Below are 20,793 nucleotides of genomic sequence, written 5' to 3'. Positions count from 1 at the left end.
GACGGCCGCCAGGCTCCGGGAAAAGCAATGTGGAAGGAGCGGCCTTCTACAGGAACAGCAGCCACGCCCCGATGGCGGCCAGCGCGAGGGACCAGAGGTAGTCGAGGTTGACCCAGCCGCGCCGGAGGAAATCGACGCCGAGCCACTGGTAGACCAGCAGCGCTACTATCCCGGTAACCGCCATCATGGCCGCCGTATGGACCGCCACGGCAGCAACCGCCACGGGCACGGACTCCGCCCCGACATGCGCGTGCCCGCCCGCCGCGTGGTCCGTCAGCGGCATGAGCGCCGGCACCACCATCAGTCCCGCCCCGTGGGCGGTGGCCATCAGGAATGACCACACGCCCAGACCCAGCATGCCCACCGTCAGACCGAAGCGCACCCGGTGACGCGCGCCATAGAGGCTATGGTACGCCGCCCAGGCCAACAGCAGGGCGCCGGTGGCGCGGCGGACGAGCTGCATGTCGAAGGTGGCGCCCAGGGCCAGCACCACCGCCGCCACCATGGCCACCGACAGCGCGTGGCCCAGGGTGAGCGGCACGAGCGCCAAGAGTACCACCCGGCGGCTGCGGCGATGCATGCCCAGCGCCACCGCGAACAGCCAGCCCATGGCCGGGTTGAGTCCGTGAAAGGCGCCCAGGCCCGCCAAGACCAGCCACGGCCACCACGTGCCCGTCATCGGGGACCGACGCCGGTTTGAGGATGCATGGAGGCCGCTCGGACGCCCGCCTTACGGATAGCAGTAGGAGTCCGAGGAGGCATCCCCGCCTTGCAGACGCACCTGGTGCGGAACGTGGGGCTCGGGCCAGTCCACGAAGAAGTCCTCGTCGACAGCGATGCCGCCCTCCGGCCGCGCGTTCACTTTCACCATCCAGCCCTTGATGCCGTCCGGATAGAACTGGTCGTCAATGGCCCCGTACAGCGAGTTGGTGAAATAGATCCGCTCGCCGTCCCGGCTGATTTCCACCATCTGCGGTCCGCCGTTCAGGGGGCGATCCGCCCTCGGATGCGGGGCGCGCGAGACCATGCCGCCGATGCGGATGGTGCCCGTATGCTTCGGCTCGAAGGGGTCGGAGACATCGTACTGGTGGAGGTCGCCCGTCCCCCAGCAGGAGATGTAGAGGTACTTGTCGTCGACAGACAGATCGATGTCCGTTACCAGCGGCGGGCAGGCCTTGAAGTCCTTGAGGAGCGGCGGCAGATCCTCCGGATCGGCGGGCTCCGCCGGGATATCGATGATCCGCTTGACCGCCCACTCCTTGCCGTCGTGGTACCAGGTCCAGATGGAAGAGGACAGATCGTCCAGGCACAGCACCGAATTGACGAATCCGTAGCTCCGGGTCGGGTCGTGGGCCGGCCGGAGCTCGAAGGCCAGCTGATAGCGGTCGCCGAGATCGATCTCCTGGACGTGGCGACGGCGGTTCAGGTCCCAGAAGTGGAGCTTTCGGCCGTAGCGGGATTCGAGCAGCAGCTCGGGGATCAGCCCGTTCTCGAACATATCGGGCGTCCCCCACTCGCTGGTGATCATGGTGTCGTTCCCGAGGTGCCACCACATATCGTAGGCGAACTCCTGCGGGCCGCGATCCATCTCCCAGCGCCCCTGCACATCCAGACTGTCGTGATCCATGACGAAAACGCCGCCCGGTCCCTTGCCTTCCGCGTTCCCCAGGGCGCTGACGTAGATGCCGCCGGGACCGCAATGCACGGTGTGCGGCCGGGTATAGCCGGTGCGCTCGGCGAGCTCGTCGGCTTCGATGGTGCGCACCAGCTCGGGGTGCTCCGGATCGTTGTGGGTATCGATGAGATGGAGGCGCGAGGATCGGATCCCCGGCACCACCAGATAGCGGCGCTCCAGGTGGGGATGGGGCGCCTGGGGACACAGGCAGGAGCTGCAGGCATTCCACCCGAAGTGGTGAAGCTCGTCGCCGACGCCCACATCCACCGTATCGATGATCTTCGAGTAATTCGGTGAGCTGGGGTCGAGTCCCACGATGGCCAGCGCATCCTTGTGCTGCCGCTTCGGATCAAAGCTCGCCACATACGCCAGCTTCTCCTGGGGAGCCCGGGAGGCCAGCCGCGGCGAGGGATAGAAGGTGGGATCGGGGGTCCAGGTAGCCATTTTCGACACCTTTACCAGGGAACCCCTGGTTGCAGAGGCTTGAGCATACCCTCGGGGAGGGCGTGGCCCGGTCCATTACCGGCACCGCCCATGTCCCACCCCGTGAGTAGGGACAGGAACTTGACCGGAAACAGGTGGCCTATGAACAGATTCGCCGCACCCGCAGGCACATCGCCATGCGGGAGACTCCCTATTCCGGGCAGGATCCCGTGCACGAGGACCGTAACGACGGAGGTGATTCAGCTCGGGGGAAGAGCGGAGGACGGGAGGCCGCACGACCCATTAAGCTTAACCATGGGTCGTGCTGGAGAGCTCACAGTGTGCACAGTTGGCGCCCCGGGGCAGATTCGAACTGCCGACCTACGGCTTAGGAGGCCGTTGCTCTATCCTGCTGAGCTACCGGGGCAGGCAGTGGGCGATTCTAGCATCCGTTTCGTGCCTTACCCATCCCCTGCGCTGCGGCTCCTTTTCCGGCCCTGGTCCGGCGGGACCCCGCAAACAGCAGCACGGGTCCCGCCGAAATCCCTGCGGGTAGCCGGCTGCTCATATATCCAGGGAATATTGGCGCAGCTCCTCCAGGCTCTTCTCCGCGAGCTGCTTCTCCGTCAGGGACGCGATCTCGCGGACCTTCTCCAGTGCCGACTCGTGAATCTGATCCACCGTCCAATCGTTCCCATAGGGGACATTCACCCGGAAATGGACGGATGGATGGGTGTCCAGCTCCCTGTTCTCGAAATGCAGGTCCACATCCACCCAGGCGAGGCGCTGGCCGTCGATCTTCACCACCCCGCCGATGGCCGGAATATCGAAGCTTTCAAGCTGGAAGTCCATCGCCTATTCCTCCCGGTTCTTTCCGCATCCTTCCACAATGCGCCGGATTGCAGGGTCCGTGGCAAGCACCGGGTATCACCCCGCTTGGCAGTGGGCGGCGTTGGGCTTTTACTGGGAATTGCAACCTTTCACAAGGCAGGGCACGCACGAGGAGCAGAAATAATGGCCCGTAGGCGTGAAGCCCGTCTGTTGCGCGGCAGGCACGACAAGGAAACCGCGCGCTCGAAGCGCAGGGAGGATCTCTTCCAGGGCGCCGAGAACCGCCCGGAGCTTTTCCAGGACCTCCTCCGGCAAGAACCGGACGAAGACATCGTGGAGCGGGTGGAGAACCATTGGCTCCCCGCCATCAGGCAGGGCCAGCTCACCCAGGCCCTCCCCGAGGACGCCCTGTTTTTCCTGAAGGTCTGGGCCCTGGAAACCCTTTCGGAGGAGAAGATCCACGAGGCCATGGAGCGAGGTGGTGACCTCCGCGCGCTCAGCGAGCGGATGCGGTCCATCGAGGAGGAGCACGGCATCGAGCGGGGCGAGCCGTGGCTGCCCGGGGAAGGCCCCGGCCACTGGGAAGAACTGCGGCAGCAGTGGCAGGAAAAGGTGGACGCCATCTTCCAGAGGACGCTGGAGGAGCACGACGAGCATGAGCTCGCCCGCAGGTTCCGCGATGACCCCGGGGTACTGGAGGAGCAGATGGAAAAAGGCCGCCGCTACATCTTCGGGGCATGAACGGCGGTCGGTCATTCCGTATCTGTTAGGGCTTCCCCGCCTTTACCGGCGCGGGCACCCCCTTTAATCAGGAAAAGAGGGAGAAACGCACCAGACTCGACAGGATGCACCCACTTGCCCGGCGATCAAGCACCCGCCCCCGCCTACTGGCCCCTGATCATCTATGCCATTTCAGCCGTTGCCCTGGTGGTGGCCGCGCTCGCCCTGGGCCATTTCCTGGGGCCGAAGCGCACCGGACGCGGCCGGGTGACCCCTTTCGAATCGGGCATCGTCCCGCTGGGCTTCGCACGCTTCCGCACCTCGGCGCAGTTCTATGTGGTGGCCATGTTCTTCGTGATCTTCGACATGGAGACGGTGTTCATCTTCGCCTGGGCGGTGGCCGCCCGGGAGGCGGGCTGGACGGGCTACATCGCCCTGGTGATTTTCGTCGTGGTGCTGGCCGTGGCCCTGGCCTACGAATGGGCGGTGGGGGCGCTGGACTGGGCCCCGCAGGGCCGCGGCAGAACGGTCCGGGCCCGCTCCCCGGAGGAGGCCTCCTGATGCGCTGGTGGATGACCAAGGCCGAGGGGAATTCCGGCGGGTCGGGGGAGACGCCGGGCTACGGCTCGCTGCAGGAGGCCATGGAGCGCAACATGCTGCTCTCCCGCCTGGATGAGCTGGTGGCCTGGTGCCGCAAGAACTCCCTGTGGCCATTCAACTTCGGCTTGTCCTGCTGCTACGTGGAGATGGCCACCGCCTTTACCAGCCCGCACGACATCGCCCGCTTCGGCTCGGAGATCTTCCGCGCCAGCCCTCGCCAGGCGGACGTCATCATCATATCCGGCACCGTCTTCAGAAAGATGGCTCCGGTCATCCGACGGCTCTACAGCGAGATGATGGAACCGCGCTGGGTCATTTCCATGGGCTCGTGCGCCAACTCCGGCGGCATGTACGACATCTACAGCGTGGTGCAGGGGGTGGACAAGTTCCTGCCCGTGGACGTCTACGTGCCGGGCTGCCCGCCCCGACCCGAGGCCGTGCTTGAAGGCCTGACCCTGCTCCAGCAGGCCATCGGCACGGAAAACCGGCCCCTGGAGCGCACGGTTGGCGAAGGCCCGCCGCAGGCCGGCGCCCGGCCCAGCCAGCGGGCCCGCAAGCGGGCGGAGCGCATGCAGGCGGTTTCCTACCGCAAACCGGACGGAGTGTAGGCGTGGGTGCCCTGGGTACGGTCCGCGAGGAACTGGACCGCGCCTACGGCGCGGACGCTTTCACCGTCCAGCCCACCGCGGACGACGTTCCCACCCTGTGGCTGAGCCGCGACCTGCTGCTCCCGGCGCTCCGGTACCTGAAGCGGGATGCGGCCGGCCCCTTCGCCATGCTCTACGACCTGACCGCCGTGGACGAGCGCGAGCATCGCCACCGGGAAGGCCTTCCCGACGCCGATTTCACCGTGGTCTACCACCTCCTCTCCCTGGACCGCAACGCCGACGTCCGCCTCAAGGTGGCCCTGCTGGAGCCCGAGCTCAGCCTGCCCAGCGCCACGGGGGTCTGGGCTGCGGCCAACTGGTACGAGCGGGAGGTGTGGGATCTGTTCGGCATCCGCTTCGACGGCCACCCGCACCTCTCCCGCATCCTCCTGCCCCCCACCTGGGAGGGCCATCCCCTGCGCAAGGACCATCCCGCCCGCGCCACGGAGATCGGCCACTACCATCTCGACGACGAGGGTGAGGACTACGAGCAGGAGGCCCTGCGCTTCCGGCCCGAGGACTGGGGCATGCAGCGCCGTCATGACGGCACGGACTTCATGTTCCTCAATCTCGGGCCCAACCATCCCAGCGCCCACGGCGTGTTCCGGGTGGTGCTGCAGCTCGACGGCGAGGAGATCGTCGAGTCGGTGCCCGAGATCGGCTTCCACCACCGGGCGGCGGAGAAGATGGGGGAGCGCCAGAGCTGGCACACCTACATCCCCTACACCGACCGGGTGGACTACCTGGGCGGAGTGATGAACAACCTGCCCTATGTGCTGGCCCTGGAGCGGCTCGCCGGCATCGAGGTGCCCGAGCGGGTGCAGGTGGTACGGGTCATGCTGTGCGAGCTGTTCCGCATCTCCAGCCACCTGCTGTTCTACGGCACCTACGCCCAGGACATCGGCGAGATGTCGCCGATCTTCTACATGTTCGCCGACCGCCAGAAGATCTACGACATCATCGAGGCGGTGTGCGGCTTCCGCATGCACCCGGCGTGGTTCCGGATCGGCGGCCTCGCCGCCGACCTGCCCGAGGGGTGGGACAAACTGGTGCGGGAGCTCCTCGACTACATGCCGGCCCGGCTGGACGAGTACGACAAGCTGGTGCTCGGCAACCGCACGGTGAAGGCCCGCACCGTGGGCGTGGGCATCCTTTCCGCCGAGGAGGCCATCGACTGGGGCGTCACGGGCCCCAATCTGCGCGCCAGCGGCGTGGAGTGGGACTTCCGCAAGCAGCGTCCCTACTCCGGCTACGAACGGTTCGAGTTCGATATCCCCACGGCGGAGAACGGCGACAGCTACGACCGTTGCGTGGTGCGCGTGGAGGAGATGCGTCAGAGCCTGCGCATCATCCAACAGTGCGTCGACAACATGCCGGAGGGCGCCCACAAGGCGCACCACCCCCTTACCACCCCGCCCCCCAAGGACCGGGCCCTGCACGACATCGAGAGCCTCATCTCCCACTTCCTGGGGGTGAGCTGGGGGCCGGTCATGCCGGCGGGTGAGGTGGAGGTGCCCATCGAGGGCACCAAGGGCGCCTACAGCTACTACCTGACCAGCGACGGCGGCACGGCCAGCTACCGGACGCGCATCCGCACGCCCTCCTTCCCGCACCTGCAGGTGCTGCCGGAGCTGTGCCGGAACCACCTGGTGGCGGACCTGATCGCCATACTCGGCTCCATCGACTTCGTCATGGCGGACGTGGACCGATGAGCCAGATAAGCAGGAAACAGCCTCCTGTAGGAGCGGCCTATCGGCCGCGACCTGCCAAGGAAGGCACGGTGGCAGGAGCAAGCAGCACACGCCGGAATGGGCCCGGGCGCCTCGTAGCGGTGGCACGCGACCCGCGATCTGGGCCAAGCCCCGGCAGGTCGCGGCCGGGACGCCGCTCCTACGGGTCCCTTTTTGGGAAGGCTCCGGCGCCATGCTGAGCGAGGCGGAGCGCCAGGCCATCGTCGAGGAGCGCGACCGCTGGGCGGACCCGCGGGCGGCGGGCGTGGAGGCCCTGAAGGCGGTGCAGAAGCATCAGGGCTGGGTGAGCGACGCGGCCCTGGCCGAGGCCGCCGAGGTGCTCGGCATGCCCGTGGCGGAGCTTGACGGCGTGGCCACCTTCTACAACCTCATCTTCCGCAAGCCCGTGGGCCGCCACGTAATCCTGGTCTGCGACAGCGTGAGCTGCTGGATGCTGGGCCAGGAATCCCTTTACGCGGCCCTGCAGGGCAAGCTCGGCATCGCCCCGGGCCAGACCACCGGGGACGGCCGCTTCACCCTGCTGCCCGTCTGCTGCCTCGGCCAGTGCGAGCGGGCACCGGCGGTGCTCATCGACGGCGAGCCGGTGGGCGAGGTCACGACGGATGGGCTCGACGCCCTGCTGGATCGGTACTCGTGATGGAAGCCCCGCTAACCGCCCGCATTCAGCCGGACGGAGCGCCCCTGGACCGGGCGGGCTACGAGGCCGCCGGCGGCTACGGCGCCCTGCGCAAGGTGCTGACAGACATGGCGCCCGAGGAGGTCACCCGGCTGGTACGCGACTCCGGCCTGCGGGGCCGGGGCGGGGCCGGGTTCTCCACGGGCATGAAGTGGGGCTTCGTCCCGCTCGACGACGAGCGGCCCACCTGCATCGTGGCCAACGCCGACGAGATGGAGCCGGGCACCTTCAAGGACCGGATCCTGCTCGAAGGCGACCCCCACCAGATGGTGGAAGCCATGGCCGTGAGCGGCTACGCCATCCAGGCCCGTTACGCCTTCATCTTCCTGCGCGAGGAGTACCGCCCCGCCGCCCGTGCCCTCAATCGGGCCATCCGCGAGGCCTACGAGGCCGGCTACCTGGGCGTCGACATCCTCGGCTCCGGCTACCACCTGGACCTCCTGCTCCACACCAGCGCGGGCCGCTATATCTGCGGCGAGGAGACCGCCCTCCTGTCCGCCCTGGAGGGCCGCCGGCCCCTGCCCCGCGCCAAGCCGCCCTATCCCCAGCAGAGCGGGCTGTGGGGCCGGCCCACGGTGGTGAACAACGTGGAGACGCTGTGCAACGTGCCCCACATCGTCAACAACGGCGCGGCCTGGTTCCAGGGCCTCTCCCGTACCGAGGACGCCGGCACCAAGCTCTACGGCGCCAGCGGCAAGGTGAACCGGCCCGGCGCCTGGGAGCTGCCCATGGGCACCACCGCCCGCGAGGTGATCGAGGAGCACGCCGGCGGTATGCGGTCGGGGGTTCGACTCAAGGGCATGCTCCCGGGCGGCGCCTCCACGCCGTTCCTCACCGACGAGCACCTGGACATGCCCATGGACTTCACCCAGGTGGGCAACGCCGGTAGTCGCCTGGGCACGGCGGCCATCATCGCCCTGGACGATAAGACCTGCCCCGTGGGCATGCTGGCCAATCTGGAGCAGTTCTTCGCCCGGGAATCCTGCGGCTGGTGCACGCCCTGCCGCGACGGGCTGCCGTGGACGGAGCGCATCCTGCGCGCCATCGACCGGGGAGCGGGCCAACAAGGGGATCTGGAAAACCTGGCGCTGCACTGCCACTACCTGGGGCCGGGACGCACCTTCTGCGCCCATGCGCCGGGCGCGGTGGGGCCCCTGGAGAGCGGGCTGCAGTATTTCCGGGAAGACTTCGAACGCCACATCCGCGAACAGCAGTGTCCCTGGGAGTAAGGCATGGCCAGCATCATCGTCGACGGCCGGACCTACCCGGCGGATCCGCAGACCAACCTCCTGCACGCCTGCCTGTCCCAGGGTCTCGACCTGCCCTACTTCTGCTGGCATCCGGCCATGGGCTCGGTGGGGGCCTGCCGCCAGTGCGCCGTCAAGCAGTTCGCCGACGAAAGCGACGAGTCCGGACGCATCGTCATGGCCTGCATGACCCCCGCCGCCGACGGCACCCGCATCGCCATCGAGGATCCGGAGGCCCGCGACTTCCGCGCCAGCGTCATCGAGTGGCTGATGATCAACCACCCCCATGACTGCCCCACCTGTGAGGAGGGCGGCGAGTGCCACCTCCAGGACATGACGCAGATGACCGGGCACACCTACCGGCGCTACCGCTTCGACAAGCGTACCTTCCGCAATCAGGACCTGGGTCCGTTCATCAACCACGAGATGAACCGCTGCATCACCTGCTACCGCTGCGTGCGCTTCTACCGGGACTACGCCGGCGGCAGCGATCTGGACGCCTTCGGCGCCCACGACCACGTCTACTTCGGCCGCCAGGCCGACGGCACGCTGGAAAGCGAATTCAGCGGCAACCTGGCGGAGGTCTGCCCGACGGGCGTGTTCACCGACCGTACCCTCTCCGAGCACTACGTTCGCAAGTGGGACCTGCGTACGGCCCCCTCGGTCTGCGTCCACTGCGGCCTGGGCTGCAACACCTCCCCCGGCGAGCGCTACGACCGCCTGCGGCGCATCCAGAACCGCTACCACGAGGCGGTCAACGGCTACTTCCTGTGCGACCGGGGCCGTTTCGGCTACCAGTTCGTCAACAGCCCCCGCCGCATCCTGGAGCCGACCCGCCATCACCGCCCCCGCGCCGCGGAGTCGCATGCGGATACGGAGGAGGCGCTGGAGCTGCTCGACGAGGCCGCGGCCCGGCCTCACCGAACCATCGGCATCGGCTCGCCCCGCGCCTCGCTGGAGGTGAACTTCGCCCTCCGCCGGTTGGTGGGGCCGGAGAACTTCTCGCCGGGCATCGGCGCGGCCGAGGGAAGGCTGCTGAACGAGACCGTGGACATCCTCCACCGGACCCCGGCGCACATCGCCGGCATGGCCGAGACCGAGGAGTGCGACGCGGTGCTGGTGCTCGGCGACGACATTCCGGATACCGCCCCGCGGTTGGCCCTGTCCCTGCGCCAGGCCACCCGCCACCGGGCCCTCGCCCAGGCGGAAAAGCTGGGCATCCCGCTGTGGCAGGATGCCGCGGTGCGCCAGGCCTCGCCGCACGCCTACAGCCCCCTGGTTCTGGCCACGCCCGGCGCCACCCGGCTCGATGACTGCGCGGACCCGGCGCTGCGCCTGGCCCCTGCCGACATCGCCCGATTCGGTTTCGCGGTGGCTTACGCCCTCGATGCCGAGGCGCCTCCGGTGACGGACCTGGAGCCGGGGCTGGAGGAGGCGGCCCGGGAGACGGCCGATCGGCTGCGCCATGCCGAACGCCCCCTGGTGGTCTCCGGGTACGGGGCCGGCAGCACCGCCGTCCTGCAAGCGGCATCCAACGTGGCCCGTTCCCTCTACCGGTCGGAGCGGCCCGCCCGGATCCACCTGACCGTGCCGGAATGCGACAGCCTGGGCGCCGCCCTGCTGGGCGGCCGGCCCCTGGAGGACGGGCTGCGCGCTCTGCGCGAAGGGGAGGCGGATACCCTGCTGGTGGCGGAGAACGACCTCTATACCCGCGCCGATTTCGAGACCGTGCGCACCGCCCTGGAGACCGCCGAGCGGGTGGTGGTCCTGGATCATCTGCACCACCACACCGCCGAAGCCGCGGACGCCCTCCTGCCCGCGGCCACCTTCGCCGAGGGCGACGGCACCCTGGTGAACAACGAGGGGCGCGCCCAGCGCTTCTTCCAGGTACATTCCCCCACGGCGGAGGTGCAGGAGGGCTGGCGCTGGCTGCGTGAGGCGGGGCGCCGGGCCGGGCGGGACGAGGAATTCGAGTGGACCAGCCTGGACGCGGTGACGGAGGCCTGCGCCGGGGAGATCCCGGCCCTGGCGACCATCCCCGAGGCCGCCCCGCGCGCCGGCTACCGGCTCGCCAACCGCCGTCTGGCCCATCAGCCCTTCCGGTACAGCGGCCGCACCGCCATGCGCGCGCACCGCAGCGTCCACGAGCCGACGCCCATCGCCGATGGCGATTCTCCCTTCAGCGATTCCATGGAAGGCCATTACGGCAACCAGCCGGGCGCCCTGCTTCCCTTCGTCTGGACCCCCGGCTGGAACTCCGTCCACGCCCTGAACAAGTTCCAGGAGGAGGTGGGCGGTGCGCTGCAGGGCGGGCCCGCCGGGGTGCGGCTGCTGGACGGCGGCGCGGCGCCCGGTGGTGGCTACTTTCCCGACGTCCCCGAGGCCTTCGCGCCCCGCGCCGGGCAATGGCTGGTGGTCCCGGTACACCACGTCTTCGGCAGCGAGGAGCTGAGCGCCGAGGGCCAGGCCGTCGCGGAGCGTATGCCGGCGCCCTACCTGGCCGTGCATCCGGAGGACGCCACCGGGGCCGGCTTCGAGCCTTCCGGGGAAGCCTGGGTACTCCTGGAGGTGGACGGCAAGTCCTTTTCCCTGCCCCTGCGGCCGGAAACCGGGCTCGCCCGGGGCCTGGCGGGCCTGCCCGTGGGACTGCCCGGCATGGCCCCGGCGGATCTGCCCGCCTGGGGGGCCCTGCGGGAGGCGGGACGATGATCGAGGCGCTGGTGGTGGCCATCGCCGTGGCGGCCACGGCCGCGGGCCTGCTGGTGGCGGCAGCCCTGCTCATCTGGGTGGAGCGCCGCCTGCTGGGCCTGTGGCAGGACCGCTACGGCCCCAATCGGGTGGGTCCCTTCGGCGTCCTCCAGGTGGTGGCGGACATGGGCAAGATCCTGACCAAGGAGGACTGGATCCCGCCCTTCGCCGACCGCCCGGTGTTCGTTCTGGCCCCGGCGGTCATCGCCGTGTCCATGATCCTCGCCTTCGCCGTGGTTCCCTTCACCCCGCAGTTGGGCGTGGTGGATCTCAACATCGGCCTGCTCTATTTCCTCGGCATGAGCTCGGTGGCCGTCTACAGCGTCCTGCTGGGCGGCTGGGCCTCCAACAACAAATACGCCCTGCTGGGCGGCCTGCGCTCCGCCGCCCAGATGGTGAGCTACGAGGTGTTCATGGGGCTCGCCCTCATGGGCGTGGTGCTGCAGGCGGGCACCTTCGACCTGCGCGGCATCGTCCTCGCCCAGGAAGGCCTGTGGTTCATCGTCCCGCAGATCCTGGGCTTTATCGTCTTCTTCGTGGCCGGACTGGCCGAGTCGCACCGCCTGCCCATGGACCTGCCGGAGGCGGAGAACGAGCTGATCGCCGGCTACCACACCGAGTACGCGGGCATGAAGTTCGGCATGTTCTTCGTGGGCGAGTACCTGGGGGTGCTGCTGATCTCCGCCATGGTCACCACCCTGTTCCTGGGCGGCTGGCAGGGGCCGCTGCTGCCGCCGGTGGTCTGGTTCGGCCTGAAGACCGCGGTGGTGGTAGTGCTGTTCATCCTGATCCGGGCGTCGCAACCGCGGCCGCGCTACGACCAGCTCATGGCCTACGGCTGGAAGCTCATGCTGCCCGTAGCCCTCGTGAACCTAGTGATCACCGGTGGCTGGGTCCTGGCCCTGCAGGGTCCGGCCACCTGAGCGGAGCGCAACCATGCTCACGGAGATCCGCAACCTCTGGATGATCCTGCTGCATTCCTTCCGGCCGCGGGAGACGGTGCAGTACCCGGAGGAGAAGCCCTATCTGCCGCCGCGCACCCGGGGCCGCATCGTCCTCAGCCGCGACCCGGACGGCGGCGAGCGGTGCGTGGCCTGCAACCTGTGCGCTGTGGCCTGCCCGGTGGACTGCATCGCCCTGGAGAAGACCGAGGACGAAACCGGCCGCTGGTATCCGGACTGGTTCCGCATCAACTTCTCCCGCTGCATCTATTGCGGCTTCTGCGAGGAGGCCTGCCCCACCTACGCCATCCAGCTCATCCCCGACTTCGAGATGAGCGAGTATCACCGCCAGGAGATGGTGTACGAGAAGGAGGACCTGCTGATCGCCGGGCCCGGCAAGTATCCCGACTACAACTACTACCGGGTGGCCGGCATGGGCATCGGCGGCAAGGACAAGGGCGAGGCGGAGAACGAGGAGCCGCCCGCCGATCCGAGGGATTTACTGCCGTGAGGGGCTCGGGGAAGGGCGCCCTGCCCCGTTGGGGCCGCCGCGAGGACGCCGCTCCTACCGGCGCCCTGTACGAACGAAGAGCCCACGTAGGTGCGGCGGTCCCGGCTGCGAATCCCAGCCCGTGGCCGCACAGCTGGGAGGCTACGCCCGGGCACCCGGGCTTGTTCGGTCGCGACCTGGAGGTCGCTCCTACAACGGCGGGTCGGGCACCCACGCCTTCGGATACCCGGCCCCACCGGTCGCCTCCGGAACGGTCGCTCCTACGGGGTCCATAGCGATATTGCCGGGAGCGTTTAGCCAATGGAAGCCACCTTCTACATCTCCGCCCTGCTCGCCCTGGCCGCCACCTTCCGCGTGGTCACGGCCGCCAACGCCGTGCACGCCCTGCTCTACCTGGTGGTGTCGCTGCTGGCGGCGGCCCTGGTGCTCTTTACCCTGGGCGCGCCCTTCGCCGCGGCCCTGGAGGTGATCATCTACGCCGGCGCCATCGTGGTGCTGTTCGTATTCGTGGTGATGATGCTGAACCTGGGCGAGGAGGCGGAGGCCCAGGAGCGCCGCTGGCTCAGTCCGGGCGTGTGGCGAGGTCCCGGGCTCCTGGCGGGGATCCTGCTCGCCGAGCTGCTGTTGCTGCTCACCGGAGCCCTACCGGGCACGGCGGGGACCATGGTGGCACCGAAGGCGGTGGGCGTGGCCCTGTACGGCCCCTATCTGCTCGCCGTGGAGCTGGGGGCCTTCCTATTGCTGGCCGGTCTGGTGGGCGCCTTCCACCTGGGCCGCCAGGAGGCGCTGGAGGGCAACGAGGATGGCTGAGGTGCCCATGGACCACGGCCTCCTCCTGGCCGGGGCGCTGTTCGCCCTGGGACTCGCCGGCGTGCTGGCGCGCCGCAACGCCGTGTTCATGCTCATGAGCCTGGAGATCATGCTCAACGCCGCGGGAATCGCCTTCGTGGTGGCCGGCGCGCGCTGGGCGCAGCCGGACGGTCAGATCATGTTCATCCTCATCCTCGCCCTGGCCGCGGCGGAGGTGGCGGTGGGACTGGCCCTGGTGCTACAGCTCTACCACCGCCTCGGCACCCTGGACAGCGACGCGGCCAGCGGGATGCGCGAATGAGCGCCGCGCTGCTGCCCTGGGTCCCCGCCCTGCCCCTGGCCGGATTCCTGGTCCTGGCCCTGCTCGGGGGCCGCCTGGACCGGCGGGCCATCGCGGCGGTGGGCGTGGGCTCGGTGGCCGCCTCCTTCGCCGTGGCCCTGGCGGTGGCCGCCTATTTCCTGGGCAGCCCGCCCCCCGGCCACGCGACGACCGCCACCGTCTGGCGCTGGATGGCCATCGAGGGCCTGCAGCCGGCCATCGCCTTCTACCTCGACCCCCTGTCCCTGATCATGGCCCTGGTGGTAACCGGGGTGGGCATGCTGATCCACCTCTATTCCATCGAGTTCATGGACGGGGACGAAGGCTACCGCCGCTACTTCGCCTATCTGAACCTGTTCGTGGCCGCCATGCTGACCCTGATCCTGGCCGACAACCTGCTCCTGCTCTACCTGGGCTGGGAAGGCGTGGGGGTCTGCAGCTACCTGCTCATCGGCTACTGGTATGCGGAGCCGGAGAACGGCAGCGCCGCCCGCAAGGCCTTCGTGATGACCCGCGTAGGCGACGTGGCCTTGCTCGTGGGGCTGTTCCTGCTGTTCGCCCATCTGGGCACCCTGCAGATCCAGCCCCTGCTGCGCGCGGCGGAGGCCGAATGGGCCAGCGGCTCCTGGCTTCCCATCGCGGCGGCGGCACTGCTACTGGGCGGTGCCGTGGGCAAGTCCGCCCAGCTCCCGCTGCAGAGCTGGCTGCCCGACGCCATGGCCGGCCCCACGCCGGTGAGCGCCCTCATCCACGCCGCCACCATGGTCACCGCGGGGGTCTACCTGATCGCCCGCACCCATCCGCTGTTCGTGCTCGCGCCGCCGGTGCAGGGCGCCGTGGCCGGCGTGGGCGCGGTCACCCTGCTGCTCGCGGCGGCGAGCGCCCTGGTGCAGCGCGACCTCAAGCGCATCCTGGCCTACTCCACCATCAGCCAGATCGGCTACATGTTCCTGGCCCTGGGGGTGGGGGCCTGGTCGGCGGCCATCTTCCACTTCATGACCCACGCCTTCTTCAAGGCCCTGCTCTTCCTCACCGCCGGCTCGGTCATCGCCGCCATGCACCACGAGCACGACATCTTCCGCATGGGCGGCCTGTGGCGGCGCCTGCCCGTCACATTCATCGGCTTCCTGGCGGGCGCCGCCGCCCTCGCCGCCTTTCCCGTGGTGACCGCCGGCTTCTTCAGCAAGGACCTCATCCTCGCCGACACCTGGGCGGTGAGCCCGGCCCTGTGGCTGGCGGGCTGGCTGGGGGCCTGGCTCACCGCCTTCTACAGCTTCCGGGCGGTGTTCGTGGTGTTCTTCGGCACGCCCCGCATGGAGGCTGCCTACGAGTCCGGCGCGGCCATGGGCCTTCCGGTGGTACTTCTCACGGTGCTGGCCATTATCGGCGGCTGGGTGGAGCCCGTTGCGTTCCTGGCCCCGGTCTGGACCACGAGCGCCCCCCACCCGGACCCCACCACCGTCCGGATCCTCATGGGGCTCGGCGGTATCGCCTCCATCGGCGGCATCTTCCTCGCCTATGTGGCGTACCTGCAGCGGCCCGAGCTCCTGGCCCGACTCACCCGATTCCCGGCGGCCGGCCGCGCGGCGGACTTCTGGTTCCACGGCTGGGGCTTTGACCGGCTGTACGGCGCCCTGTTCGTGCGGCCCCTCTACGCCCTGGCCCGGATCAATCGGGACGACGTGGCGGACCGCGGGGTGGACGGCTTGGTGGCCGGCACCTGGGCCCTCCATGAGCGGCTCATCCGCACCCAGACCGGTCAGCTGCGCTGGTACGCCGCCGGGGTGGCGGCAGGCCTGGTCGCGGCGCTGGCCATCGCGGGCCTGCCTTGATGCTGGCGGCGCTCATCGGCCTGCCGCTGCTCGGCGGTCTGCTCACCTGGTGGCTGGACCGGGCGGCGACCGCGGCCCGCTGGGTGGCCGTGGGCACCCTGGTGCTGACCCTGGCCGTGCTGGCCGCCGTCTGGGGCGGCCGGACCACCGCCTTCCCGCCGCCGGGAACCTGGCTGGCGGAGGTGTACTGGTCCTGGATCCCCCGCTTCGGCATCCACTTCCATCTGGCCATGGACGGCGTGAGCCTGGTGCTGGTGGCCCTGACGCTGGTGCTCGGCCTGGTGGGCGTGGCCGCCTCCTGGACGGAGATCCGCGAGCGCGTGGGCTTCTTCCATTTCCACCTGCTCTGGTCGGTGGCGGGCGTGGTGGGCGTCTTCCTGGCCCTGGACCTGTTCCTGTTCTTCTTCTTCTGGGAGGTGATGCTGGTCCCCATGTACTTCCTCATCGCCCTGTGGGGGCACGAGCAGCGGGGACCGGCGGCCATGAAGTTCTTCATCTTTACCCAGGGCACTGGACTTCTCCTGCTCATCGGCATCCTGGTACTGGTGCTCCTCCACCACGGCGGCACGGGCACCTGGACCTTCGACTACCTGGACCTGCGCGATACCCCGATCCAGTCCCGATACGCCTTCTGGGGCATGCTGGGGCTGTTCCTCGCCTTCGCGGTGAAGATGCCGGTGGTGCCGGTCCATACCTGGCTCCCCGACGCCCATACCCAGGCACCCACGGCCGGCAGCGTGCTGCTGGCGGGTATCCTGCTCAAGACGGGCGCCTACGGGCTCCTGCGCTTCGCCATTCCGCTGTTTCCGGAGGCCTCCCTGGCCTTCGCCCCGGTGGCGCTGGGTCTGGGGGTGGCGAGTATCCTCTACGGCGCGGTCCAGGCCTTCGCCCAGGACGATTTCAAGCGCCTGGTGGCCTACTCCAGCATCAGCCACCTGGGCTTCGTCCTGGTGGGGCTGTACGCCTGGAACGCCTGGGCGCTGCAGGGCGCCCTCATGCAGATGGTGGCGCACGGCCTGAGCACCGGCGCCCTGTTCATGCTGGCGGGCCTCCTCCAGGAGCGACTCCACACCCGCAGCATGGCGCGCATGGGCGGGCTGTGGGGCTCGGTGCCGAGGCTGTCCGCCTTCGTCCTGTTCTTCGTGGTGGCCTCCCTGGGGCTGCCCGGACTGGCCAATTTCGTGGGGGAATTCCTGGTGCTGCTGGGCGCCTTCCCCGACCACCCCGTCTTCACGGTCCTCGCCGCCGTGGGGCTGGTGGGCTCGCTGCTCTATACCCTGCTGCTGGTGCAGAAGTCGCTGCACGGCCCGGTAGGGCCGGCACGGACCACCGCCGACCTGTCCCTCCGCGAGACGGGCACCCTGGCCGTGATGGTGGCGGGCCTGGTGTGGCTGGGGCTGGCCCCGCAGCCCCTGTTCGACGTGGCGGAGCCGGCCCTTTCGTCCCTGCTGCGCTGGGCGGACCAGGGCGCCTCCCTGACCCTGGGAGCGGCGCCATGAATGCGGCGGATCTGCCTCTGCTGCTCCCCTGGCTGATCCTGGGCGGGGGCGCGCTGGCGGTCATGGGGCTCATCGCCTTCGCCCGCCGCCACGAGCTGGTGGCCGGAGCCACCCTGGCCACGCTGGCCCTGGCCCTGGTGCTCCTCCCGGCGGCGACGGGCGCGGGGACCGCCATGGTCACGCCGCTCCTGCGCGTGGACGGCTTCGCGCTGTTCTTCACCGGGTTGATCCTCGCCTCCGCCCTGGTGACGGGTGTCCTGGCCTACCTGGAGCTGCGGCGGCGCCCGGTGCAGCAGCCCGAGGAGCTCTATCTCCTGCTCCTGCTCAGCACCCTGGGCGGCACCGCGCTCACCGCCAGCGCCCATTTCGCCAGCTTCTTTCTGGCCCTGGAGCTGCTTTCGGTACCCCTGTTCGCGCTCATCGCCTATCCGGTGCCGCGCGCGCGGGCCGTGGAGGCGGGATTCAAGTACCTGGTACTGTCCGGGGCCTCCTCGGCCGTCCTGCTGTTCGGCATGGCCCTGATCTACGCGGAAAGCGGCGCCCTCGGCTTCGCCGACCTGGCCCTCCAGGTGCCCCGCGAGAGCGGGGGCATCGGCCTCTACTGGGTGGCGGGCATGGCCATGATTCTGGCCGGCGTGGGCTTCAAGCTGTCGCTCGTGCCCTTCCACCTCTGGACCCCGGACATCTACCAGGGCGCGCCGCCCCCGGTGGCCGGCTTCGTGGCCACGGTCTCCAAGGGGGCCGTTTTCGCCGTGCTGCTCCGCTACGGGGTGGATACCGGCGTCTTCCAGGCCCCGGGCCCCGCGGCGGTGGCGGTGCTGCTGGCCGTGGCCTCCATGCTGGCGGGCAACCTGCTTGCCCTGCTCCAGGAAAACGTCCGCCGGCTGCTGGCCTATTCCTCCATCGCCCACCTGGGCTATTTGCTGGTGGCCCTGCTGGCGGGGGGCAGTCTGGGCGTGGAGGCGGCGGCCTACTACCTCGCCGCCTACTTCGTGACCATGCTCGGGGCCTTCGGCACGGTGAGCGCGGCGGGGCTGGACGGCCGCGAGGTCCAGGACCAGACGGATCTGCGCGGACTCTTCTGGCGGCGGCCCGGCCTGGCGGTTTCCTTCACCCTGATGCTGCTGTCGCTGGCGGGCATCCCCTTGACCATGGGCTTCGTCGGCAAGTTCTACCTGTTCGTGGCCGGAGTGGGCGACATGCTCTGGACCCTGCTCGGCGCCCTGGTGGTGGGCAGCGCCATCGGCCTGTTCTATTATCTGCGCCTGGTGGGGCTCCTCTTCCAGCCTCCGGAGGAGACCGCGCCGCCCCCGCGATCCGACCGAGCCGGGGGCGCCGTGGTGGCCCTGCTGGCTGTGCTGCTCGTCCTGCTGGGGCTCTATCCGACCCCGCTCATCGATCTCATCGGCGTCTCCGCCGCCGGGTGAGCGCCCTCCCGGGCGGGTGCAGCGCCATGGCCCGGGCTCCCGCCTACTCCGCCCGTTCCTCGTTGCGCACCACGTTGATCAGGCTCGCCTGCAGGATCATTTCGGTCTGGCGCGGAGTGAGATCGTGGTAGACCCGATAGCTTTCCTCGCGGGTCTTGTTCACCAGCTCGGAGGGACCCTCGCTGCCGACGGCCTCCCGGCTGTCCTTCAGGGCCAGGAAATCCCCTTGTCGAATGCGCTCGTAATCCTCGGGACGCGCGAACAGCAGCGGCGCGATGCCGAAATTCACCAGGTTCTCCCGGTGGATGCGGGCATAGCTCTTGGCCACTACCGCCCGCAGGCCCAGATAGCGCGGAGCCAGGGCCGCGTGCTCGCGGCTGGAGCCCTGGCCGTAGTTGTCCCCGCCCACGAGAAAATGGAAGAGCCCCTGCTCCTTGAAGCCCAGGGCGCGGCCGGCGTATTCCGGGTCCGTCTGCCGGAAGACGAACTGGCTGATGGCGGGAATGTTGCTGCGGTACGGCAGCACCTCGGTGCCGGCGGGCAGGATCTCGTCGGTGGAGATGTTATCCCCTACCTTGAGGAGCACCGGCCCTTCCAGGATCTCCGGCAGCGGGTCCAGCTCGGGGAGGGTGGCGATGTTGGGGCCCTTCTCGAGCTCGAAGCCCTCGAGGCTGCGGGGTGGAGCCTCCAGCAGGGAGGTATTGAGAATGAGGCCCTCCGGCTCCCGGAAGGGCGGATAGGCCATGTTCAGGGCACGGGGGTCGGTGATGCGCCCGGTGATCGCCGAGGCGGTGGCCGTTTCCGGACTGCACAGATAGACCCGGTCGTCGGCGGTCCCCGAACGGCCCGGGAAGTTGCGCGGCACGGTGCGCAGGCTGATGCCTCGGGTGGAGGGCGCCTGGCCCATGCCGATGCAGCCGTTGCAGCCCGGCTGGTGGATGCGTCCGCCGGCGTGCAGCAGCTTGCCCAGCAGCCCCATGTCCATGAGGTTCTCGGTGACCTGCCGGGAGGTGGGGTTGATGTCGAAGGAGACCCCGGGATCGATGTGCCGGCCTTCCAGCATCAGGGCCGGAATGGCGAAATCCCGCAGGCCGGGATTGGCGGAGGAGCCGATCATGGTCTGGTAGATGGGCGCATCGGCCACCTCCGCCACCGGCACCACGTTACCCGGACTGCTAGGGCAAGCGATGAGGGGCTCGAGCCTGGAGAGGTCGATCTCCTCGGTCTCGTCGTAGGCGCAGTCGGGATCCGGGTGCAGCTCCCGGAAGTCCCCCGAGCGCCCCTGGCTGTGCAGGAAGTGCCGCACCGCCTCGTCCGCCGGGAAGACGCTGGTGGTGGCGCCCAGCTCCGTGCCCATGTTGGCGATCACGTGGCGGTCCATGGCGGACAGGCTCGCCAGCCCCGGCCCATGGTACTCCATGATCCGCCCCAGGCCGCCGCGCACCCCGCGCCGGCGCAGCATCTCCAGGATCACGTCCTTGGCGCTGACCCAGTGGGGCAGCTCGCCGGTAAGGCGCACCCCGACCACGCCGGGCATGCGGGTGTAGTACGGGCGTCCCGCCATGGCCAGCGCCACCTCCAGGCCGCCCGCGCCCATGGCGAGCATGGCGAGGGACCCCGCCGCGGGGGTGTGGCTGTCGGAGCCCAGAAGGCTCTTGCCGGGCACCCCGAAGCGCTCCATGTGGACCGGATGGCTGACGCCGTTGCCCGGCGGGCTGTACCAGACGCCGAAGCGCTTGCAGGCGCTGCGCAGGAAGCGGTGGTCGTCGGGATTGCGGAAATCGGTCTGCAGGAGGTTGTGGTCCACGTACTGGGCGGACAGCTCGGTCCGTACCCGATCGATCTTCATGGCCTCCAGCTCCAGCATGACCAAGGTTCCCGTGGCGTCCTGGGTGAGGGTCTGGTCGATGGTGAGACCGATCTCCTCGCCCGCGGTCATGGCGCCGTCCACGAGGTGGTCGGCGATGAGCTTCTGGGCCAGGTTGCTTCCCATGGCGGATGCCCTTTCGGTCTGGGAGGATTTCCGGCGTAGGCCGGGTGCCTCTCCGTTAGACCGAATCGGGGCTGGAATTGCGCCGCATTGCGCGGGTCAAGGGGGTACGGGAGAGCCGCCATGCGCGGCCGCTTCCACGAAGG

The 20,793-nt window shown here is 69.2% G+C and carries 18 protein-coding genes and 1 tRNA gene; 14 read left to right on the top strand and 5 right to left on the bottom strand.

Translation table 11 applies throughout. The annotated features are described in order from the left end of the window. Positions 1-46 precede the first annotated feature (46 nt). The 4 genes from ACERLL_RS08605 to ACERLL_RS08590 all read right to left on the bottom strand — a co-directional run bounded on the left by ACERLL_RS08605 (position 47) and on the right by ACERLL_RS08590 (position 2,950). The gene (locus ACERLL_RS08605; protein WP_373655668.1) at positions 47-679 is read right to left on the bottom strand and encodes a hypothetical protein; all 633 of its coding nucleotides are present in this window, start codon (positions 677-679) and stop codon (positions 47-49) included. Between the two features lie 51 nt (positions 680-730). After that, positions 731-2,119: a selenium-binding protein SBP56-related protein gene (locus tag ACERLL_RS08600; RefSeq protein WP_373655667.1), complete on the bottom strand. Its 1,389-nt coding sequence runs from the start codon at positions 2,117-2,119 to the stop codon at positions 731-733. A gap of 329 nt (positions 2,120-2,448) precedes the next feature. Beyond that, positions 2,449-2,525 (bottom strand) — tRNA-Arg (locus tag ACERLL_RS08595). 137 nt (positions 2,526-2,662) lie between these two features. Continuing rightward, on the bottom strand, positions 2,663-2,950 hold the full coding sequence (locus tag ACERLL_RS08590) for a hypothetical protein (protein WP_373655666.1): 288 nt from the start codon (positions 2,948-2,950) through the stop codon (positions 2,663-2,665). 162 nt (positions 2,951-3,112) lie between these two features. Between ACERLL_RS08590 and ACERLL_RS08585 the strand changes: the two genes are divergently transcribed. The 14 genes from ACERLL_RS08585 to ACERLL_RS08520 all read left to right on the top strand — a co-directional run bounded on the left by ACERLL_RS08585 (position 3,113) and on the right by ACERLL_RS08520 (position 18,657). Beyond that, positions 3,113-3,670, top strand: a complete 558-nt coding sequence (locus tag ACERLL_RS08585) for a hypothetical protein (protein WP_373655665.1) — start codon at positions 3,113-3,115, stop codon at positions 3,668-3,670. A gap of 186 nt (positions 3,671-3,856) precedes the next feature. After that, the gene (locus ACERLL_RS08580) at positions 3,857-4,210 is read left to right on the top strand and encodes an NADH-quinone oxidoreductase subunit A (RefSeq protein ID WP_373655792.1); all 354 of its coding nucleotides are present in this window, start codon (positions 3,857-3,859) and stop codon (positions 4,208-4,210) included. Beyond that, positions 4,210-4,857: an NADH-quinone oxidoreductase subunit B gene (locus tag ACERLL_RS08575; protein ID WP_373655664.1), complete on the top strand. Its 648-nt coding sequence runs from the start codon at positions 4,210-4,212 to the stop codon at positions 4,855-4,857. The genes ACERLL_RS08580 and ACERLL_RS08575 overlap by 1 nt, the downstream gene beginning before the upstream one ends. An 11-nt stretch (positions 4,858-4,868) precedes the next feature. Next, on the top strand, positions 4,869-6,608 hold the full coding sequence (gene nuoC, locus ACERLL_RS08570) for an NADH-quinone oxidoreductase subunit C/D (protein WP_373655791.1): 1,740 nt from the start codon (positions 4,869-4,871) through the stop codon (positions 6,606-6,608). Between the two features lie 211 nt (positions 6,609-6,819). After that, on the top strand, positions 6,820-7,284 hold the full coding sequence (gene nuoE, locus ACERLL_RS08565) for an NADH-quinone oxidoreductase subunit NuoE (RefSeq protein WP_373655663.1): 465 nt from the start codon (positions 6,820-6,822) through the stop codon (positions 7,282-7,284). Beyond that, positions 7,284-8,552, top strand: coding sequence for an NADH-quinone oxidoreductase subunit NuoF (gene nuoF / locus ACERLL_RS08560; RefSeq protein WP_373655662.1), 1,269 nt, complete (start codon positions 7,284-7,286; stop codon positions 8,550-8,552). Before nuoE ends, nuoF begins: the two co-directional genes overlap by 1 nt. A gap of 3 nt (positions 8,553-8,555) precedes the next feature. Continuing rightward, positions 8,556-11,279 carry an NADH-quinone oxidoreductase subunit NuoG gene (nuoG, locus tag ACERLL_RS08555; protein WP_373655661.1) on the top strand — a complete coding sequence of 908 codons (2,724 nt, stop codon included), beginning with the start codon at positions 8,556-8,558 and terminating at the stop codon, positions 11,277-11,279. Beyond that, positions 11,276-12,241: an NADH-quinone oxidoreductase subunit NuoH gene (gene nuoH / locus ACERLL_RS08550; protein ID WP_373655660.1), complete on the top strand. Its 966-nt coding sequence runs from the start codon at positions 11,276-11,278 to the stop codon at positions 12,239-12,241. Before nuoG ends, nuoH begins: the two co-directional genes overlap by 4 nt. Before the next feature lie 13 nt (positions 12,242-12,254). After that, positions 12,255-12,770, top strand: coding sequence for an NADH-quinone oxidoreductase subunit NuoI (gene nuoI, locus ACERLL_RS08545; RefSeq protein ID WP_373655659.1), 516 nt, complete (start codon positions 12,255-12,257; stop codon positions 12,768-12,770). A gap of 300 nt (positions 12,771-13,070) precedes the next feature. Beyond that, entirely contained in the window at positions 13,071-13,580 is a 510-nt protein-coding gene (gene nuoJ / locus ACERLL_RS08540) for an NADH-quinone oxidoreductase subunit J (protein WP_373655658.1), read from the top strand. Beyond that, a complete protein-coding gene (nuoK, locus tag ACERLL_RS08535) occupies positions 13,573-13,881 on the top strand; it encodes an NADH-quinone oxidoreductase subunit NuoK (protein ID WP_373655657.1) in 309 nt (102 codons plus the stop codon). Before nuoJ ends, nuoK begins: the two co-directional genes overlap by 8 nt. Then, on the top strand, positions 13,878-15,731 hold the full coding sequence (gene nuoL / locus ACERLL_RS08530; protein WP_373655656.1) for an NADH-quinone oxidoreductase subunit L: 1,854 nt from the start codon (positions 13,878-13,880) through the stop codon (positions 15,729-15,731). Before nuoK ends, nuoL begins: the two co-directional genes overlap by 4 nt. Next, positions 15,728-17,230 carry an NADH-quinone oxidoreductase subunit M gene (gene nuoM / locus ACERLL_RS08525; RefSeq protein WP_373655655.1) on the top strand — a complete coding sequence of 501 codons (1,503 nt, stop codon included), beginning with the start codon at positions 15,728-15,730 and terminating at the stop codon, positions 17,228-17,230. Before nuoL ends, nuoM begins: the two co-directional genes overlap by 4 nt. Beyond that, complete coding sequence (locus tag ACERLL_RS08520; RefSeq protein ID WP_373655654.1) at positions 17,227-18,657, top strand: NADH-quinone oxidoreductase subunit N; 1,431 nt, start codon at positions 17,227-17,229, stop codon at positions 18,655-18,657. The genes nuoM and ACERLL_RS08520 overlap by 4 nt, the downstream gene beginning before the upstream one ends. Positions 18,658-18,700: 43 nt before the next feature. On the opposite strand, the gene ACERLL_RS08515 is transcribed toward ACERLL_RS08520, so the two are convergent. Next, positions 18,701-20,650: an aconitate hydratase gene (locus ACERLL_RS08515; protein WP_373655653.1), complete on the bottom strand. Its 1,950-nt coding sequence runs from the start codon at positions 20,648-20,650 to the stop codon at positions 18,701-18,703. Positions 20,651-20,793: the final 143 nt, after the last annotated feature.

It is taken from the genome of Thiohalorhabdus sp. Cl-TMA, from assembly GCF_041821045.1.
GTDB classification, from domain to species: Bacteria; Pseudomonadota; Gammaproteobacteria; order Thiohalorhabdales; family Thiohalorhabdaceae; genus Thiohalorhabdus; species Thiohalorhabdus methylotropha.
The sequence above is the reverse complement of the archived record's forward strand: the minus strand, read 5'-3'. Positions and strand labels throughout refer to the sequence as shown.

Excerpts from the sequence above, each read along its gene's own strand:
- nuoE (WP_373655663.1), top strand. The coding sequence starts at position 6,820 with ATGCTGAGCGAGGCGGAGCGCCAGGCCATCGTCGAGGAGCGCGACCGC.
- ACERLL_RS08515 (WP_373655653.1), bottom strand. The coding sequence starts at position 20,650 with ATGGGAAGCAACCTGGCCCAGAAGCTCATCGCCGACCACCTCGTGGAC.
- ACERLL_RS08605 (WP_373655668.1), bottom strand. The coding sequence starts at position 679 with ATGACGGGCACGTGGTGGCCGTGGCTGGTCTTGGCGGGCCTGGGCGCC.
- nuoF (WP_373655662.1), top strand. The coding sequence starts at position 7,284 with ATGGAAGCCCCGCTAACCGCCCGCATTCAGCCGGACGGAGCGCCCCTG.
- ACERLL_RS08585 (WP_373655665.1), top strand. The coding sequence starts at position 3,113 with ATGGCCCGTAGGCGTGAAGCCCGTCTGTTGCGCGGCAGGCACGACAAG.
- nuoI (WP_373655659.1), top strand. The coding sequence starts at position 12,255 with ATGCTCACGGAGATCCGCAACCTCTGGATGATCCTGCTGCATTCCTTC.
- nuoJ (WP_373655658.1), top strand. The coding sequence starts at position 13,071 with ATGGAAGCCACCTTCTACATCTCCGCCCTGCTCGCCCTGGCCGCCACC.
- nuoH (WP_373655660.1), top strand. The coding sequence starts at position 11,276 with ATGATCGAGGCGCTGGTGGTGGCCATCGCCGTGGCGGCCACGGCCGCG.
- ACERLL_RS08520 (WP_373655654.1), top strand. The coding sequence starts at position 17,227 with ATGAATGCGGCGGATCTGCCTCTGCTGCTCCCCTGGCTGATCCTGGGC.
- ACERLL_RS08575 (WP_373655664.1), top strand. The coding sequence starts at position 4,210 with ATGCGCTGGTGGATGACCAAGGCCGAGGGGAATTCCGGCGGGTCGGGG.
- ACERLL_RS08600 (WP_373655667.1), bottom strand. The coding sequence starts at position 2,119 with ATGGCTACCTGGACCCCCGATCCCACCTTCTATCCCTCGCCGCGGCTG.
- ACERLL_RS08590 (WP_373655666.1), bottom strand. The coding sequence starts at position 2,950 with ATGGACTTCCAGCTTGAAAGCTTCGATATTCCGGCCATCGGCGGGGTG.
- nuoG (WP_373655661.1), top strand. The coding sequence starts at position 8,556 with ATGGCCAGCATCATCGTCGACGGCCGGACCTACCCGGCGGATCCGCAG.
- nuoL (WP_373655656.1), top strand. The coding sequence starts at position 13,878 with ATGAGCGCCGCGCTGCTGCCCTGGGTCCCCGCCCTGCCCCTGGCCGGA.
- nuoK (WP_373655657.1), top strand. The coding sequence starts at position 13,573 with ATGGCTGAGGTGCCCATGGACCACGGCCTCCTCCTGGCCGGGGCGCTG.